This window comes from Microbacterium shimangi (assembly GCF_043556445.1).
GTDB lineage: Bacteria > Actinomycetota > Actinomycetes > Actinomycetales > Microbacteriaceae > Microbacterium.
The window spans coordinates 219,323-235,537 of the sequence record NZ_JBIGII010000003.1 but is presented as its reverse complement, the minus strand read 5'-3'; the positions used below and the strand labels follow the sequence as shown (position 1 = coordinate 235,537).

At 70.3% G+C, this 16,215-nt stretch carries 14 protein-coding genes; 11 read left to right on the top strand and 3 right to left on the bottom strand.

What is annotated here, in order from left to right:
• Positions 1-3: 3 nt before the first annotated feature.
• From ACFXQA_RS02795 to ccsB, 5 genes are read left to right on the top strand one after another with little or no spacing between them, the layout of a single operon-like run.
• Positions 4-648, top strand: a complete 645-nt coding sequence (locus ACFXQA_RS02795; protein WP_394518268.1) for a histidine phosphatase family protein — start codon at positions 4-6, stop codon at positions 646-648.
• A complete protein-coding gene (locus ACFXQA_RS02790; protein ID WP_394518267.1) occupies positions 648-1,238 on the top strand; it encodes a TlpA family protein disulfide reductase in 591 nt (196 codons plus the stop codon). Before ACFXQA_RS02795 ends, ACFXQA_RS02790 begins: the two co-directional genes overlap by 1 nt.
• A complete protein-coding gene (locus tag ACFXQA_RS02785) occupies positions 1,235-1,987 on the top strand; it encodes a cytochrome c biogenesis CcdA family protein (protein WP_394518266.1) in 753 nt (250 codons plus the stop codon). The genes ACFXQA_RS02790 and ACFXQA_RS02785 overlap by 4 nt, the downstream gene beginning before the upstream one ends.
• The gene (resB, locus tag ACFXQA_RS02780; RefSeq protein ID WP_394518265.1) at positions 1,968-3,698 is read left to right on the top strand and encodes a cytochrome c biogenesis protein ResB; all 1,731 of its coding nucleotides are present in this window, start codon (positions 1,968-1,970) and stop codon (positions 3,696-3,698) included. Before ACFXQA_RS02785 ends, resB begins: the two co-directional genes overlap by 20 nt.
• A gap of 5 nt (positions 3,699-3,703) precedes the next feature.
• Entirely contained in the window at positions 3,704-4,744 is a 1,041-nt protein-coding gene (gene ccsB, locus ACFXQA_RS02775; RefSeq protein ID WP_394518264.1) for a c-type cytochrome biogenesis protein CcsB, read from the top strand.
• A 503-nt stretch (positions 4,745-5,247) separates the two neighbouring features.
• Here ccsB and ACFXQA_RS02770 read toward each other — a convergent pair.
• Together ACFXQA_RS02770 and ACFXQA_RS02765 are read right to left on the bottom strand one after the other, a co-directional pair.
• On the bottom strand, positions 5,248-7,323 hold the full coding sequence (locus ACFXQA_RS02770) for a YhgE/Pip family protein (protein WP_394518263.1): 2,076 nt from the start codon (positions 7,321-7,323) through the stop codon (positions 5,248-5,250).
• On the bottom strand, positions 7,320-10,085 hold the full coding sequence (locus tag ACFXQA_RS02765) for an MMPL family transporter (protein ID WP_394518262.1): 2,766 nt from the start codon (positions 10,083-10,085) through the stop codon (positions 7,320-7,322). The genes ACFXQA_RS02770 and ACFXQA_RS02765 overlap by 4 nt, the downstream gene beginning before the upstream one ends.
• A gap of 118 nt (positions 10,086-10,203) precedes the next feature.
• On the opposite strand from ACFXQA_RS02765, the gene ACFXQA_RS02760 reads away from it, so the two are divergent.
• Entirely contained in the window at positions 10,204-10,842 is a 639-nt protein-coding gene (locus tag ACFXQA_RS02760) for a TetR/AcrR family transcriptional regulator (protein ID WP_394518261.1), read from the top strand.
• Here ACFXQA_RS02760 and ACFXQA_RS02755 read toward each other — a convergent pair.
• Positions 10,823-11,818: an o-succinylbenzoate synthase gene (locus ACFXQA_RS02755; protein WP_394518260.1), complete on the bottom strand. Its 996-nt coding sequence runs from the start codon at positions 11,816-11,818 to the stop codon at positions 10,823-10,825. The genes ACFXQA_RS02760 and ACFXQA_RS02755 overlap by 20 nt on opposite strands.
• 33 nt (positions 11,819-11,851) lie before the next feature.
• On the opposite strand from ACFXQA_RS02755, the gene ACFXQA_RS02750 reads away from it, so the two are divergent.
• From ACFXQA_RS02750 to ACFXQA_RS02730, 5 genes are read left to right on the top strand one after another with little or no spacing between them, the layout of a single operon-like run.
• The gene (locus tag ACFXQA_RS02750) at positions 11,852-12,652 is read left to right on the top strand and encodes an LLM class F420-dependent oxidoreductase (protein WP_394518259.1); all 801 of its coding nucleotides are present in this window, start codon (positions 11,852-11,854) and stop codon (positions 12,650-12,652) included.
• A 9-nt stretch (positions 12,653-12,661) separates the two neighbouring features.
• The gene (locus ACFXQA_RS02745) at positions 12,662-13,132 is read left to right on the top strand and encodes a hypothetical protein (RefSeq protein ID WP_394518258.1); all 471 of its coding nucleotides are present in this window, start codon (positions 12,662-12,664) and stop codon (positions 13,130-13,132) included.
• A 21-nt stretch (positions 13,133-13,153) separates the two neighbouring features.
• Complete coding sequence (locus ACFXQA_RS02740; RefSeq protein WP_394518257.1) at positions 13,154-14,053, top strand: 1,4-dihydroxy-2-naphthoyl-CoA synthase; 900 nt, start codon at positions 13,154-13,156, stop codon at positions 14,051-14,053.
• 4 nt (positions 14,054-14,057) lie between these two features.
• The gene (locus ACFXQA_RS02735; RefSeq protein WP_394518256.1) at positions 14,058-15,209 is read left to right on the top strand and encodes an AMP-binding protein; all 1,152 of its coding nucleotides are present in this window, start codon (positions 14,058-14,060) and stop codon (positions 15,207-15,209) included.
• 32 nt (positions 15,210-15,241) lie between these two features.
• Complete coding sequence (locus tag ACFXQA_RS02730; RefSeq protein WP_394518255.1) at positions 15,242-16,207, top strand: 1,4-dihydroxy-2-naphthoate polyprenyltransferase; 966 nt, start codon at positions 15,242-15,244, stop codon at positions 16,205-16,207.
• The last annotated feature ends 8 nt before the right edge of the window (positions 16,208-16,215 follow it).

The following is a 16,215-nucleotide window of genomic DNA, read 5'->3' as shown; positions in this document are numbered from 1 at the left end:
CGCGTGCCCGCAGACCGTCTCCATCTCGTTCGCCATGGCGAGGTGCACAACCCGCGCCGCGTCCTGTACGGGCGGCTCCCCGGTTTCGGGTTGAGCGCCGACGGTCGCCGAATGGCACGCCAGGCGGCGGAACACGTGCACGGGTTGCAGCGTCCGATCGGAGCGCTCGTCGCCTCGCCGCTGCAGCGCACGCGCGAATCGGCTGAGCCGTTCGAGGAGATGTTCGGCATCGATCCCTACATCGACGAGCGCGTCATCGAGCCCACGAACGTCTTCGAGGGTCGACGGATGCAGCAGGCCCTCGCCAATCCTGTGAACTGGCGCCACCTCGCCCGCCCCGCCGTGCCCAGCTGGGGCGAGCCGTACGAGCGGGTCGTCTCGCGGATGCTCGCGGCGATGGACGACGCCTGGAACCGGGTCGAACGCGGCGATGTCGTCGTCGTCTCTCACCAGCTGCCGATCTGGGTCACGCACCTCCGCATCGCGGGGGAGCCGATGAAGCACGATCCCCGACGACGTCGGTGCGCGCTCTCGAGTGTCACGACCTTCGAGCGGCGGGGCGACCCCGCCACCGGTCAGCGGTGGGTCGAGACGGGTTACGCAGAACCGGCCACCACCGCGGGCTCCATCGACGTCGGAGCGGTGTGATGCGCCGCGTTCTCGCCGCGGTCGCAGCCGCTGCCCTTGTCATGGGCCTCGCCGCGTGCACCAGCGACCCGCTCGCCACGCAGTATCGCGAGGGCGACAACAAGGGCTTCATCGCGGGCGACTTCCGTGTCGACGAGGTACCGGCGGCCGAACGCGGTGAGCCCGTCGAGTTCGCCGGGGTGACCGAGAACGGGGCCCAGGTCGCCAGCGCCGACTACGCGGGCGAGGTGTTGGTCGTGAACTTCTGGTACGCCGCGTGCGGCCCCTGCATCGTCGAGGCTCCGCGCCTCGAAGACGCCTACGCCGCCTTCGACGGCGAGGCGGTGGCATTCCTCGGGGTGAACACCTACGACCAGGCCGAAACCGCGGCGTCGTTCGCCCGCGACAACGGTGTGACGTACCCCAGCGTCATCGACGTCAACAGCGGAGACGTGAAGCTGGCGTTCGCCGACAAGACCCCCATCAACGCCACCCCCACCACCCTCGTCCTCGACAAGAAGGGCCGCGTGGCCGCGCGCATCATCGGCGAGCTGCAAGAGGCGTCGATCCTCGAGACGCTCGTGCGCGACGCTCTCGCGGAGACCGCGTGAACCCCGGCGCGATCGTCTTCGACGGCGCCCTCTGGCTCGCGGTCCCCATCGCCCTGGCGGCCGGGTTGGTGTCGTTCCTGTCCCCGTGCGTCCTGCCCCTCGTTCCCGGGTACCTCGGCTTCATCGGCGGCACGGTCGCACCGCGGCGGGGTTCAGCATCCGCTTCTCCCGGTCGAGGGCGTCTTCTCGGCGGAGTACTTCTGTTCATCGCCGGGTTCACCCTCGTCTTCATGACGGTGAACGTGCTCGGCGGCACGGTCGGTCGCTTCTTCTTGCAGTACGCCGATGCGATCACCCGGGTGATGGGCGTCGTCGTGATCCTCATGGGGCTCGTCTTCATCGGTCTTTTCGGCCTCGCCCAGCGAACGGTGCGGATGCAGGCCAAGAGCAGCGTCGGCCTCATCGGCGCGCCGCTTTTGGGCATCGCGCTCGGCATCGGCTGGACGCCCTGCATCGGCCCGACCCTCGCGGCGATCTTCTCGGTCTCGTACAACCTCGGCGACCCGGGTCGCGCCGCCCTGCTCGGCCTCGCCTACTCGCTCGGCCTCGGCATTCCGTTCCTGCTTCTCGCGCTCGGCTTCAGCTGGGCCACGCGTTCGACGACGTTCCTGCGCCGGCACATCCGGGTGGTCAACATCATCGGCGGAATCTTCCTCATCGCCCTCGGCCTGCTGATGGTCACCGGGGTCTGGGGCTCGCTCATGTCGCAGTTGCAGGGGGTGATGGGAAGTGTCCCCCTCCCGCTCTGATTCGGCTTCCGATCCCGCAGCGGGTCCCGACGACGGTTCGGGCTCGGCCGATCCGCTTCGGCCGTCCGATCACGCCGACGGCGACGCGATCGCCTCGCCCGCCCTCGGGTTCGTCGGCTGGCTGCGCTGGGGATGGCGGCAGCTCACGAGCATGCGCACCGCCCTCGTGCTGCTGCTTCTGCTGGCGATCGCGGCCGTTCCGGGATCGATCGTGCCGCAGCGCAGCGCCGACCCGAACGGTGTCACGCAGTACTTCGCAGACAACCCCGATCTGGCGCCGATCCTCGACAACCTGAGCCTGTTCGACGTCTACACCTCGCCCTGGTTCTCGGCGATCTACCTGTTGCTGTTCATCTCGCTCGTCGGTTGCGTTCTGCCTCGCACCAAGCACCACTGGAAGGCGCTTCGCACCCGCCCGCCGCGCACGCCCGCGCGGCTGGCCCGGCTCGACGACTACCGCGAGTCGCGGGTCGAGCTCGAACCGGGGGCGGATGCAGCGGCTGCCGCGGCCACGGCGGTCACCGTGGCGCAGGAGCAACTGCGAAAGGGCGGGTACCGCGTCGAGCGATACGACGGCCGCGGGTCGTTCTCCGTCTCGGCCGAGCGCGGATACCTGCGCGAGACCGGCAACCTCGTCTTCCACGCGGCGCTCGTGGGCGTGCTCATCACCGTCGGGGTCGGCGGCGGCTTCACCTATACCGGGCAGCGCGTGATCGTGCAGGGGACGACGTTCACCAACACACTGCTGGACTATTCGTCGTTCAACCCGGGGCGCTTCGTCAACGCCGACAACCTCGTGCCCTACGCGATGACACTCGACCGCTTCGACATCTCGTACGTGCCGTTCGGTGAGGCGGGGCAGGGTCAGGCGGGCGATTTCGTCGCTCATCTGACCACCCGGATCGCCGGCGAAGAACCGCGTGACGGCGAAGTGCGCGTGAACCATCCGCTCGACGTCGCCGGCGACCGCGTCTATCTGCTCGGCAACGGCTATGCCCCCACCATCACGATCCGAGACGCCGAGGGAACGGTCGTCTACACCGACTCGGTGCCGTTCTTGCCACAGGGCACCAACATGACCTCGCTCGGGGTCGTCAAGGTGCCCGACGGCTTCCCCGAACAGCTCGGCTTCGTCGGGTTCTTCTACCCGACGCAGAGCGTTCTCGACACGGGCGCGTTCACCTCCGCCTACCCGTCGCTGACGAATCCGGTGCTGACGCTCAACGTCTACCAGGGCGACCTCGGGATCGACGGCGGAACCCCTCGGTCGGTTTACACGCTCGATACGACAGAGATGCAGCAGCTCACCGGCGGCGACACCGGCATCGACTCCATCGAGCTCGCACCCGGACAGACGCAGGACCTGCCGAACGGGCTGGGTACCATCACGTTCGACGACGAGTCACCCGAGGGGGCACCGAACGCCGACCAGTCGGTGAAGCGGTTCGTCTCACTCTCCATCCACCGCGACATCGCCGCACCCTTCGTGCTGGTCTTCGCCCTGCTCGCGCTCGGCGGACTACTCGCCGGCCTGTTCGTCCCGCGTCGTCGCATGTGGGTCAAGGCGACCCCCGACGGCGACGCGGTGCGCATCGAATACGCGGGTCTCGCCCGCGGCGAGGACCCCATGCTCGGCGACGCCGTGCGCATGCTCGAAGCCCGTCATTCCGTGGCATTCGAGGCCCGACGCCCGACCCCGGAAGTAGAATGAGCCCCATGGCCGGAACCGAAGAAGCACTCTCGCTCGACACGGTATCGCTGTTGCTGGTCTGGACGTCGATCGCCATCTACGTCCTCGCATTCATCGCGTACGCGGTCGACCTCGCGCGTCGCTCCGACCTCGCCCTCAAGGCGCAGGATGCTGCCGCGGTGCCCGAACTCGTCGCCGCGGGCGGCGGGTCGCCGACGCGCACGGGTGGTCCCTCAGCATCCGCTGTTCAGGTCGAGCCGCAGCCGCGGTTCGTGTGGGGGCGCATCGGCACGGCGCTGACGGTTCTGGCCTTCCTGTTCCACGTCGCGGGCGACGTCACCCGCGGCATCGAAGCCCAGCGCGTGCCCTGGTCGAACATGTACGAGTTCGCGCTCACGGGCACGATGCTCATCGTCGCCGTCTACCTCGTGGTGCTCTTCCGGTACGACCTCAAGTTCCTCGGCTCGTTCATCACCGGGCTCACGATCGTGCTGCTCGGCGGCACGCTGCTCGGTGGCCTGTACGTAGAGGTGACCCCTCTCGCCGATCCGCTGAAGTCGGTATGGCTCGTCGTGCACGTCTTCGTCGCCGCGTTCGCCACGGGTCTGTTCGCGCTCGCGTTCGCCCTGTCGGTGCTGCAGCTCCTGCAGGCACGCCGCGAGAGCCGCATCGCCGCGATCGCGCTGACCGAGAAGGCGTCGGGCGAAGCATCCACCGCGAAGACGGGCCTTCGCTTCCTCCGCACGATCCCGGCGGCCGACGCGCTCGAGTCGCTCGCCTACCGCTTCGCCATCGTCGGCTTCATCTTCTGGACCTTCACCCTCATCGCCGGGTCGATCTGGGCCAACGACGCCTGGGGCCGCTACTGGGGCTTCGACACCAAAGAGGTCTGGACGTTCGTCATCTGGGTGCTCTACGCCGGATACATCCACGCCCGCGCAACCCGCGGCTGGCGCGGAACCCGCTCGGCCTGGCTGTCGATCATCGGCTTCACCGCGGTGCTGTTCAACTTCACGATCGTGAACCTGTTCTTCAAAGGCCTGCACGTCTACTCCGGCCTCTCTTGAAGCCGACAGCCGGGCGCTGACTCCGGTTCGAGCTTCCGCCGCACCGGATCGTGCATGGCGTGCTCGGGGCCGGTGCGCGGAGCAGCGCAGCATCCGCTTCGCCCGCACCGCATTGCGGGTGGCCCGGGTGGCGAGTCGCGGAATGGTGCGGGCGAACGTCGCGCGCTGGTGAGCAGCATCCGTTCCCCTGTCGCGAATGGCGGGTAGGACCGACCGTTCGTGACAGGGGAGCGAACCCCACCCGGGTTCCCCTGTCGCATGCGGCGAAACGGACCGGCCGTTCGTGACAGCGGAGCGGGTCGGGCGAATGTCACGCGCGGGTCCCGCGGTGGTGCGCAGCATCCGTTCCCCTGTCGCGAACGGCGGACGTGGCCGACCTTTCGTGACAGGGGAGCGAACCCGACCCCGGTTCCCCTGTCGCGAATGGCGGGTGCGGTCAGCCAGTTGTGACAGGGGAGTCGGAGAACGGATGCTGCGCTCCCGCGCGCATCCGGCGCTGCGGGTCAGGCGGGCGCGGCGGCCAGGAGAGCCCGGGTCGAGATCGAGCGCCGGCGGGCGACCGCCAGCGTCGTCGCGACGAACGCGAGCAGCGACCAGATCACCAGACCGACGATGGCGGCGCCGAGGCCTCCGGTCGAGGTGAGGGCCGCGACCGTGCCGTGGTAGCCCGGCGCGGTCGGGAGGAGCCCCGAGACGGCCTTGAGCACTTCCGGCACGGTCGAGACGATGCCGGTGGCGACCGCGAGCACGCCGACGAGGGCGGCGATCCAGCGGCCCGCTCCTCCGAAGACCGCGATGAGAGCCTGGTGCACGGCGGCGAAGGCGATGCCCGCGACGACCGAGGTCACGGCGAACAGCGACCACTGCCCCCAGTCGTACGAGGCGGCCAGTTGCACGACGCCGGCGACGAGGAGTCCCTGCACCGCTCCGATGATCGCGGCGGGAAGGAGCGCGCGGCCGGCGAGGAGCGCCGACGGCCGGCGCGAGGTGACGGCCCGCGCGGTGACGGCGCGGAGCGCGACGAACGTGCCGAGTCCGCCGAACCACAGCGCGACCGTCGCCAGGAGGGGCACCGCCGTCGCGCCGAACAGGTTCGTGCCGATTCCCTCGGCGGCGACCGGGTCGGCCACGACCGAGGCGAGCGTGGAGGCTTGCGCGTCGGTGTACGACGGGAGCGCATCAGCGGCCTGCGTCAGACCGTCGGCGAGCGACGCGCTGCCGTCGGCGACCTGACCGACGCCGCCGGCGAGGTCGGAAGCCCCGGTCGACGCGGTGTCGGCTCCGCCGGCGAGCTGCGCGGCTCCGGTCGACAGCTGCTGCGCACCCGTCGAGAGCGAACCGGCGCCGGTCGAGAGCTGACGCACACCGCCGGCTGCGGTGGTGGCGCCCGTCGAGAACTGGTCGAGGCCGCCGGAGAGCTGCGTGAGCCCGCCGGACAGCTGCTGCACGCCCGCGCCCAGCTGGGGCAGACCCGCGGCGAGCGGAGCGACCCGGGAGGAGAAGGTGGCCGCGCCCGGTGCGACCTCGTCGGAGGCCGCGTCGGCGATCTGCTGCTGACCCGCGACGACGGCGGCGAGCTGATCGCAGTACGGAACGGCCGCGCCCGAGGCAATGCATCCCGCCGACAGGCTCTGCAGCGCGGACGTCGAAGCGTCCAGGTTGTCGGCCACCGCCTGGGTACCGTCGGCGATCGACTTCGCTCCGTCGGCGAGCCCCTGGCTTTCCTCTGCGGATGGCACCGATCCGGCGATCGCCTGTGCTCCGTCGGAGAGCTGCCGCCCGCTGTCGGCGAGCGTTCCCGCACCCGAGGCGAGTGCGTCGACCCCGTTCGCGGCCTGCGTGGCGCCGCTCGACAGTTGCGCCGCTCCGCTCGAGAGCTGAGAGGCGCCGCCGACGAGCGCGTCGGCCCCTGTGCTGAGCTGACCGACGCCGTCGGCCAGCGCCGTCGCGCCGTCGGCGGCGCTCCGCGCGCCGCTCGCGAGGTCGTCTGCGCCGTCCGCCGCGGTGCCGAGCTGGTCGCCGAGGGTGGTGAAACCGAGGAAGACGTTCTCGAGGTAGGTGGTCGAGAGCGTGGAACCCGTGAGGGATGCGGCGGCCTGGGTCACCTGGGCCGAGATCGCATCGTCGACGATGAGGCTGTCGGGGGGCGTGCTCACGCTGATCGTCGCCTGTTCGGGCGTCGAGCCGGGTGCCGTCGAGGTCGCGGCGGCCGAGAAGTTCGAGGGGATGGTCACGACGGCGGCGTAGGTGCCGTCGGCGAGCCCTTCCGCAGCATCCTCGTCGTTCGTGATGGTCCAGTCGAGGTTGCTCGGGACGTCGTCCGAGCCCTCGACGAGACCGGCGGTGAGCTGGCGTCCGAGGGGCACCGTCTGGCCGTTGAGGGTGACGGGCTCATCGTCGTTGACGATGGCGGCCGAGACCGACTCGAGCCTTTCGGTGGGGTTGTAGAGCGCGGTCACGAGGATGCCGCCGATGACGACGGGGAGCAGGAGCGCCCCGACGATCGTGAGCCACGTGATGGGGCGGCGCGAGCTCGCGCGCTCGATCGCGCGTCCGGGGATCGAAGTCGTCCTGGTCATGCGGTCACCTCGGGAAGTACGGCGGAACGGAAAGAAGGAGTGTCGACGCGGACGATCTCGACCGCGCGCCATCCGGCGTCATCGAGCACCCGTCGTGCGGCGTCGGGATCGGCGGCGGAGGCGACGATCGTGCGGGTCGTGTCGCCCGACGCATCACGCAATGCGGCCGAGGCCTGGTCGCGGAGAGCCCCGTGGGCCAGCGTGTCGAGACCCTGGAGGGCGATGAGTCCCGGGGGGCCGTCGAGGATGCGCTGCAGCTCGTCGAGCGGATCGTCGGCTTCGTCGAGCAGCGCCACGGCGACATGCCCGCGCACCCAGGCTGCGCGGCCGGGCAGCAGGTGACCTGCGACGCGCAGCCGCCCGGAGGTGGTCGCCACCCGCCCGGCCAGGGCGAACAACGCCGCCCGCGCACCGCGCGGATCGGGTGATGCCAGCACCGCGGCCCCGCCGGGTTCGACCGAAAGGGTGAGCGCGTCGAAGACCGCGGTGTCGCGGACGGTCAGGCCGACGTCTTCGGCCGAGACGACAGCGGTCGAGTCGGCGGAGGGCCAGTCGCGCAGGGCCAGTTCGCGCTCCACGGCCTCGCCCTCGACGTCGAACGAGGGCAACAGGCGGTCGAGCCACCGCGGCATCCACCACGCCTTGTCTCCGAGAAGGGTCATCAGCGCGGGGATGAGGGTCATGCGCACGAGGAACGCGTCGACGGCGATACCGGCGGCGAGGCCCAGCGCGATCGGCTTGATCGACGAGTCGCCCTCCGGCACGAAGGCGGCGAAGACCGCGAACATGATGAACGCCGCGGCGGTGACGACGCGCGCGGTCGCCGAGAAGCCCGAGCGCACTGCGTCGACGGCGATCGCGCGGGGTGCGCCGGCGCCACCCCGTGCCCGGGCGTGGACGTAGTCCTCGCGCATGCGGGTGACGAGGAATACCTGGTAGTCCATCGCGAGCCCGAACAGCACACCCATCAGCACGATCGGCATGAAGCTGATCACGGGCCCGGTGCGGGTGACGTGCAGCAGGTCGGCGAACCAGCCCCACTCGAACACGGCGGCGACGACCCCGAACGCCGCGGCGACCGACAGCAGGTAGCCGAGGGCGGCCGTGAGGGGCACCGCGATGGAGCGGAACACGACCATCAGGAGAAGGAATGACAGCCCCACCACGAACAGGCCGAAGGGCAGCAGCGCCGCCCCGAGCCGGTCGGAGATGTCGATGCCGACCGCGGTGAACCCGGTGACTTTGAGGTCGATGCCGTACTCGTCGAGCAACCGGTCGTGCTGGGCCCTCAGCTCGCGCACGAGGTCGGCGGTGGCCGGGTCATCGGGGGCGGTCTCGGGGACGATCTGCACGATGCCGGTGTCGGCCGTCTCGTTCGGTGTCGCCAGAGCGACACGCTCGACGCCGGGGAGGCCCTCGATCTCGGCGGCGAGGTCGTCCATGAGGGTCACGGGATCGTTCGAGGTGACGATCGTGCCCGTCATGACGAGCGGTCCGTTCACCCCCGGGCCGAAGCGTTCGGCCGCCAGGTCGTAGCTCTGTCGCGCGGGGTTCGACTCCGGCAGCATGCCGGCGTTCGGCAGGGCGAGCGCCAGGCTCGATGCGGGGATCGCGAGGACACCGAGCACGGCGACGACCGAGACGGCCGAGACGATCGGATGCTTCGACACCACCCGCACCCAGGCGTTGGTCTTCTTCGGCGCCGACTCCTGTGCGGAGTCGCGTGCACGCCGACGCGGACGACCGACGATGCGGCCCTTGACGAAGCCGAGCATCGCGGGGGTGAGGGTGACCGCGACGAGCACGGCGATGGCCACCGCGACGGAGGCGGCGACGCCCATGGTCGTGAGGAACGGGATGCCGGCGAACGACAGCCCGATGAGGGCGATGAGCACCGTCACTCCCGCGAACACCACCGCCGAGCCGGCCGTGCCGGTCGCGCGCGCCGCCGACTCTTCGGGGTCGACGCCCTCGCGCACCTGATCCTGATGTCGCGCGGCGATGAAGAGCGCGTAGTCGATGCCGACGGCGAGACCCAGCATGAGGGCGAGCAGCGGCGTGGTCGCCGAGATCGACGCGAAGGCGGTGGCGACGAAGATGAGCGCCATCGAGAGCCCGACACCGATGATCGCCGTGAGGAGCGGCAGGCCCGCGACGACGAACGAGCGGAACGTGACGATGAGCACGAGCAGGGCGATGATGAGGCCGACCGCTTCGGTGATCGTCACTCCGGGGATGGATGTGCCGAAGAGTTCGCCGCCGAGGGCGGCCTCGGAGCCCGCAGGGAGGGCTTCGCCGAGCGCGTCGGACACCTCGGTGAGCTGAGTTCTCGTGTCGGCGGAGACGTCGGTGGCCTGCCCGTCGAACTGCAACCGGATGATCGCTGCGGTGCCGTCGTCGCTGACGAGGCCCGACACGGCCTCGTCGAACGGGTCGGTGACGGCGAGCACCCCGTCGACCTCACCCAGGTCGGTGACGGTGGCGGCGATCTCGTCGGTGTACGGCGCCTCGTCGACGCGGTCGCCGGAGGCTGCGGCGACGACGATCTGCGCGCTGGTGCCGCTCACCTGCGGAAAGGTGCGCGAGAGCTGCGCGAGACCCTCCTGCGACTCGGTTCCGGGGATGGAGAACGAGTTGTCGGTGCCCTGGCCGAACACCACCGCTCCGCCGCCCGCGGCGAGCAGCACGATGAACCAGGCCAGCAGCACTCGGAGGCCGTGACGGTACGACCAGCGTCCGAGCGAGTACAGCAGTGTGGACACGATGCTCCGATTCGATCAAAGAAGTTCGATACGTCACTGTATCCAATACACAGATGTATCGTAGTTCCGGATCGGGCCGAGCAGGCTGAACGATTCGTGTGAACCCGAAGGAGCACCGATGGTCGATACCTCGATAACGTCGACGCGTCGCCGTGAGAACACCCGTCAACGGCTCCTCGACGCCGCAGCGCAGATCTTCGCCGAGGTCGGGCTCGATGCGGCATCGGTCGAAGCGGTCTGCGAGGCCGCCGGGTACACGCGAGGCGCCTTCTATTCGAACTTCGAGAGCAAAGAGCAGCTCTTCCTCGACCTGTGCGCTCGGACGGCGGCGCAGCAGATCGCGGCGGTGCGCGCGGAGGTCGCCGAACTCGAGACCGGGGGACTCGACGGGCCACCCGGTGACGCCCTGACCGTCGTGCAGCAGGTGCTCGAAGCATCCGGGGCCGACCGTGTGGCGGTGCTCCTCATGGGTGAGATCCGCATCCGCGCCCTCCGCGACCCGTCGGTGGCGGCGGCCTACCGTGCGCAAGAAGCCGAGATGCGCGCCGAAGTGGCGCAGATCATCGTCGATCTCGCCCGCGCGAAGAGGATCACCCTGCGTCTGTCCCCGTCGCAGGCGGGTGAGCTCTTCATCACGGCGTGGGCGGCAGCCGCCGAAGACGCCGTGATGGACGGCGGCGACCGGACTCAGATCAAGAGGCGCATCAGCGAGGCGCTCGCCGTGGTGGCCGAATTGGTCATCGACCACCAGCGCTGACGAGCGCGTGGCATCGCGCGAGGCGATCGAGCCACCAGTCGCGACGCTCCGTCGGTGCGGCCAGCGCGTCGAGTCGCTCGACGGACGGTGAGACCCGGCCGGCCGGCAGCATGCCGGCCCGGGGAACGAGAGCCGGTTCGCAGACGTCGGCGGCGAACAGCGCAGACGTTCCGAGTCCGCAGTCGTAGTCGAGCGTCGGAAGGGCAGCGGCGAGGGCGACGCCCATCGCGAGGCCGACCGAGGTGTCGAGAGCGCTCGAGACCACGGCCGGGAGCCCCGCCTCGGCGACGATGGCGAGCGCGCGGCGAACGCCTCCGAGCGGCTGCGCCTTCACGATGAGGATGTCGGCCGCCCCGGCCCGGGCGACGCGGAGCGGATCATCGGCCTTGCGGACGCTCTCGTCGGCGGCGATGGGGATGTCCATGTACGCGACGCGCGCGCGCAGTTCGGCGAGTTCGTCGATGCTCGCGCACGGCTGCTCGACGTACTCCAGGTCGAATCCGGCGAGCGCGTGGATCGCGTGCTCGGCCTCGTCGACGTTCCACGCGCCGTTCGCGTCGACCCGGATGCGACCCTCGGGGCCGAGAGCGGAACGCACCGCGGCCACGCGGGCGACGTCGTCGTCGAGCGTCTGTCCGGGTTCGGCGACCTTGATCTTCGCGGTCCGGCAGCCATCGAATCGCGCGAGGATCGCCGCAACGGCGTCGGCGGACACCGCGGGTACCGTCGCGTTCACCCGCACCTGGTCGCGATGCGGGCGCGCAGCATCCGTCCACCCGAAGTCGAGGGCGGCCTCCAGCCAGACGGATGCTTCGGTGTCGCCGTATTCGGTGAAGGGCGAGAACTCGGTCCACCCGGCAGGACCCTCGAACAGCACCGCCTCGCGCACGTCGATACCGCGGAAGCGGGTGGCGAGAGGGAGGGTGACGACCCGTGCGGTCGCGAGGAGGTCGTCGAGAGACGGCGGTGTGCTCATCCCCTCATCATGACCCGGGAATAGGCTGGCCGCATGCTTCTCGACACCCCCGTGCGCATCGGCGTGCAGATCGAACCGCAGCACGCCACCTACGCCCAGATCCGCGAGGCTGCGGCACGTCTGGAAGATCTCGGCGTCGACATCCTCTTCAACTGGGATCATTTCTTTCCCCTCCACGGCGACCCCGACGGCCTCCACTACGAGTCGTGGACGATACTCGCGGCGTGGGCCGAGCAGACCGAGCGCGTCGAGTTCGGTGCCCTGGTCAACTGCAACAGCTACCGCAACGCCGATCTGCAGGCCGACATGGCCCGCACCATCGATCACATCAGCGCCCGCGGCGGCGACACCGGCCGCTTCATCTTCGGCACCGGCTCCGGCTGGTTCGAGCGCGACTACGACGAGTACGGCTACGAGTTCGGCACCCCGGGTTCGCGGTTGAACGACCTCGGTGCCGGACTCGACCGGATCGTCGAGCGCTGGGGAAAGCTGAACCCGCCGCCCACGCGCTCCATCCCGATCATGATCGGCGGTGCGGGCGAACAGAAGACCCTGCGTTTCGTGGCCCGGCACGCCGACATCTGGCACAGCTTCATCCCCGCCGATGGGCTCGCCCACAAGATCTCGGTCATCGAGAAGTGGGCCGAGACCGAGGGCACCGACGTGTCGAACCTCATCGTGTCGAACGAGCTGAAGGGCCGCAGCCAGACCGACGCCGACGCGCTGTTCGACGCCGGTACCCGGCTGTACACGCTCGGTTGGGCCCCCGGCACTCCCGACTACGACGTGGTCACGCGGTGGCTGCGGTGGCGCGACGGCAAGAACGCCGTCTGACTCGAGACCATGGGGCGACTGCTGCGGGCGTTCGGCCGAGGACGCCATACCGCTCGTCAGCTCGAGTACGCCTCGGCAGGTCGAGCCGTCTTCGAGCAGCAGCACGTGCCGATCGTCGCTCGGGTGCGCGACTTTCTGATCCCGGGGCAGGTCGCCCGCGGCAAGCGGGTGTTGCTGGCGGGCTCGGTGCTCCTGACCCCGGAGATCGTGAGCGCGTCGCTCGGACCCCGGATGCTGCTGGTGTGGCTGCCGTGGGGAAGCGTCCCCGACGATTCCCAGGGCGCGGTGGCGCTGCGTCCCGATGGTCTGCACGTGACGTACGAGGTCGCTCGCATCGTTCCCCACGGACGCGGCGAGATCTCTTTTCACTACCGGTTCACCCCGCCCGCTCACGTGAACGAAGCACTCGCCGGTACGACCGCCCCGCTGAGCATCGAGGCCGGGGCGTTCGCGGAGCTCTGCTGGTCGGCCCTTGCGTGAGCCGTCACTAGGCTTGGCGGCATGATTTCGGAGCTGTTCGACCCCGCGGTCTGGGAGCCCACCCCGGCCGACGCCCGCTACACCGACATCACGGCGCACGTGAGCCTCGACGGCCGCATCGCGCGCATCGCGTTCGACCGGCCGGAGGTGCGCAACGCGTTCCGCCCGCATACCGTCGACGAGCTGCACCACGCACTCGATGTCGCACGGCAAGACCCCCGCATCGGGGTCGTGCTGCTCACGGGCAACGGCCCGAGCCCGAAAGACGGCGGGTGGGCGTTCTGCTCGGGCGGCGACCAGCGCATCCGCGGGCGAGACGGCTACACCTACGCGGGCGACGATGCGGTCGCGCCCGATCCCGCCCGCGCCGGACGGCTGCACATCCTCGAGGTGCAGCGGCTCATCCGGTTCATGCCGAAGGTCGTCATCGCCGTCGTGCCCGGGTGGGCTGCCGGCGGTGGGCACTCGCTCAACGTCGTCTGCGATCTGTCGATCGCCAGCCGTGAGCACGGGCGTTTCAAGCAGACGGATGCTGATGTTGGATCGTTCGACGCCGGTTACGGCTCGGCGTACTTCGCCCGCCAGATCGGGCAGAAGATGGCGCGCGAGGTGTTCTTCCTCGCGGAGGAGTACTCGGCCGAGCGGGCGTACGAGATGGGCGCGGTCAACCGGGTCGTGCCGCACGCCGAGCTCGAGCCCGAGGCGATCGCCATGGCCCGGACGATCCTGACGAAGTCGCCCACGGCGATCCGCATGCTCAAGTTCGCCTTCAACGCGGTCGATGACGGACTCGTCGGTCAGCAGGTCTTCGCGGGCGAGGCCACGCGCCTCGCCTACGGCACCGACGAAGCGGTCGAGGGTCGCGACGCCTTCCTCGAGAAGCGCGACCCCGACTGGTCGGACTACCCCTACCACTATTGATCCCATGAGGCTCGAGCCGATCGGCGACGACGATCCACGGGACGTGCTGCGGGCGCTCCGCGGTGCGGTGCTCGGCGCCGGGCCGGCGATCGCGCTGGGGTCGGCCGACCGCTCCGTCGATCTTCCGCGCGAGGTGCCCGCGGGAACGGCGATCGTCGTGACGACCTCGGGCTCGACGGGCGTGCCGAAGTCGGTCGCGCTGAGCCGCAGCGCCCTCACGTCCAGTGCCCTGGCCACCGCGGCGCGCATCGGCGACGGCGCGTGGTTGCTCGCTCTTCCGGCCGGGTACGTCGCCGGCGTGCAGGTGCTCGTCCGCTCGCTCGTGTCGGGGCGCGAGCCCGCGATCCTCTCCGGGCGATTCTCGCCCGAGGCCTTCGCCGCCGCCGCCGGGTCGATGGCGTCGAGCGTCGGGGGAGTGCCGGTGCCCGCGTACACCTCGCTGGTCCCGGCGCAGCTGCAGCGCCTTCTCGATGCGGCTGAGCACGACGACGACGTCTTGCGCGCGGTGCGGTCGTTCGAGGCCGTCCTCGTCGGCGGTCAAGCGCTCCCGGCCACGGTGCGCGAGCGCGCCGTGGCCGCGGGCGTGCGGCTGGTGCGCACCTACGGCTCGACCGAGACAAGCGGGGGGTGCGTCTACGACGGCGTCGCGCTCGATGGCGTGAGCCTGCGGATCGCAGGGGGCGAGGTGCTCATCTCGGGCCCGACCCTGGCCGACGGGTATGTCGGTGACAGGGAACGAACGGATGCGGCGTTCGTCCGTGACTCCGACGGAGCCCGGTGGTACCGCACGGGCGACGCGGGTGATCTCGACGGCGGCGCACTGCGCATCCACGGGCGCATCGACAACGTGCTCGTCTCGGGCGGCGTGAACGTCTCGCTCGATCGTGTCGAGCGGGCCGTGCGCAGCATCCCGGGTCTGGAGACGGCCGTCGTGGTGGCGGTGCCCGACGACCGGTGGGGCGAAGCATCCGTCATCGTCGCAACCCGGGGGGCCACCGATGTCGGCCTGCTCGATCGTGCCCGTGATGCCGTCGAGGCCGAGGTCGGGCGGCACGCGCGCCCGTCGCGGATCGTGCTCGTCGACGAGCTGCCGCAGCTCGCTTCGGGCAAACCCGACCGCGCCGCCGCGCGCGGCATCGCCGCGGCCCCGCACTGAGCGCGCCCCCCGCCGCCGTAGGATCTCTACTCGTGGCGAAATCCTCGAAGCACCGAACCCCCGCGAACCGCAAGCATCCGCGCGGCAACCCGGCGAAGAAGCCGACGGCCCCGCCGCCGCCTGCCCGGGCGACCGCCCGCGACTGGATCGGCGCCGCGCGGCTGCGCACCCTGCCGCTCGCGATCACCCCGGTGCTCATCGGCACCGGTGCCGCGCGGCTCGTCGACGGGCTCTTCCACTGGGTCATCGCTCTCACGTGCCTCGCGGTGGCGGTGTTCCTGCAGATCGGCGTGAACTACGCCAACGACTACAGCGACGGCATCCGCGGCACCGATGACCACCGGGTCGGACCCGCCCGGCTGACGGCCTCACGCAAGGCGAAGCCCCGCACGGTGCTGATCGTCGCGCTCGTCTTCTTCGCCCTCGCCGCCGTCGCCGGCATCGCGCTCGTCGTCCGCAGCCAGCAGTGGTGGCTGCTGCTGGTCGGCGCGGCCTGCATCGCCGCCGCCTGGTTCTACACCGGCGGCAAGCGTCCCTACGGCTATGCGGGACTCGGAGAGCTGTTCGTCTTCGTCTTCTTCGGTCTCGTCGCGACCGTCGGCACCACCTGGGTTCAGGTGCAGTCGATCCCGCAGGAGGCCTGGTTCGGTGCGGTCGGCGCTGGCTTCCTCGCGGTCGCAGTGCTGCTCGCCAACAACCTGCGCGACATCGACCAAGACCGGGTCGCGGGCAAGAAGACCCTCAGCGTCCGCATCGGCAAGCGCGCCACGCAGGTGCTCTTCACCGTGCTCGTGCTGGCGGCGTTCGCGATCGCGGCCTACCTGGCGCTGGTCTACCCGGGGGCGTGGCTCACCTTCATGGCTCTGCTCGCAGCCCTCCCCGCGATCCTCATCGTGTGGACCTACCGCGCACCCCGCGAACTCGTCACGGCCCTGGCGCTCGTCTCGCTCACCTCGGTGGCGTACGGGGCGTTCCTCTTCTGGGCCTTCGTGGGCTGAGAGCGCCC

Coding starts and splice junctions, on each gene's coding strand:
- ACFXQA_RS02790 (WP_394518267.1), top strand. CDS start 648: ATGCGCCGCGTTCTCGCCGCGGTCGCAGCCGCTGCCCTTGTCATGGGC.
- ccsB (WP_394518264.1), top strand. CDS start 3,704: ATGGCCGGAACCGAAGAAGCACTCTCGCTCGACACGGTATCGCTGTTG.
- ACFXQA_RS02770 (WP_394518263.1), bottom strand. CDS start 7,323: ATGACCAGGACGACTTCGATCCCCGGACGCGCGATCGAGCGCGCGAGC.
- ACFXQA_RS02760 (WP_394518261.1), top strand. CDS start 10,204: ATGGTCGATACCTCGATAACGTCGACGCGTCGCCGTGAGAACACCCGT.
- ACFXQA_RS02755 (WP_394518260.1), bottom strand. CDS start 11,818: ATGAGCACACCGCCGTCTCTCGACGACCTCCTCGCGACCGCACGGGTC.
- ACFXQA_RS02750 (WP_394518259.1), top strand. CDS start 11,852: ATGCTTCTCGACACCCCCGTGCGCATCGGCGTGCAGATCGAACCGCAG.
- ACFXQA_RS02745 (WP_394518258.1), top strand. CDS start 12,662: ATGGGGCGACTGCTGCGGGCGTTCGGCCGAGGACGCCATACCGCTCGT.
- ACFXQA_RS02740 (WP_394518257.1), top strand. CDS start 13,154: ATGATTTCGGAGCTGTTCGACCCCGCGGTCTGGGAGCCCACCCCGGCC.
- ACFXQA_RS02735 (WP_394518256.1), top strand. CDS start 14,058: ATGAGGCTCGAGCCGATCGGCGACGACGATCCACGGGACGTGCTGCGG.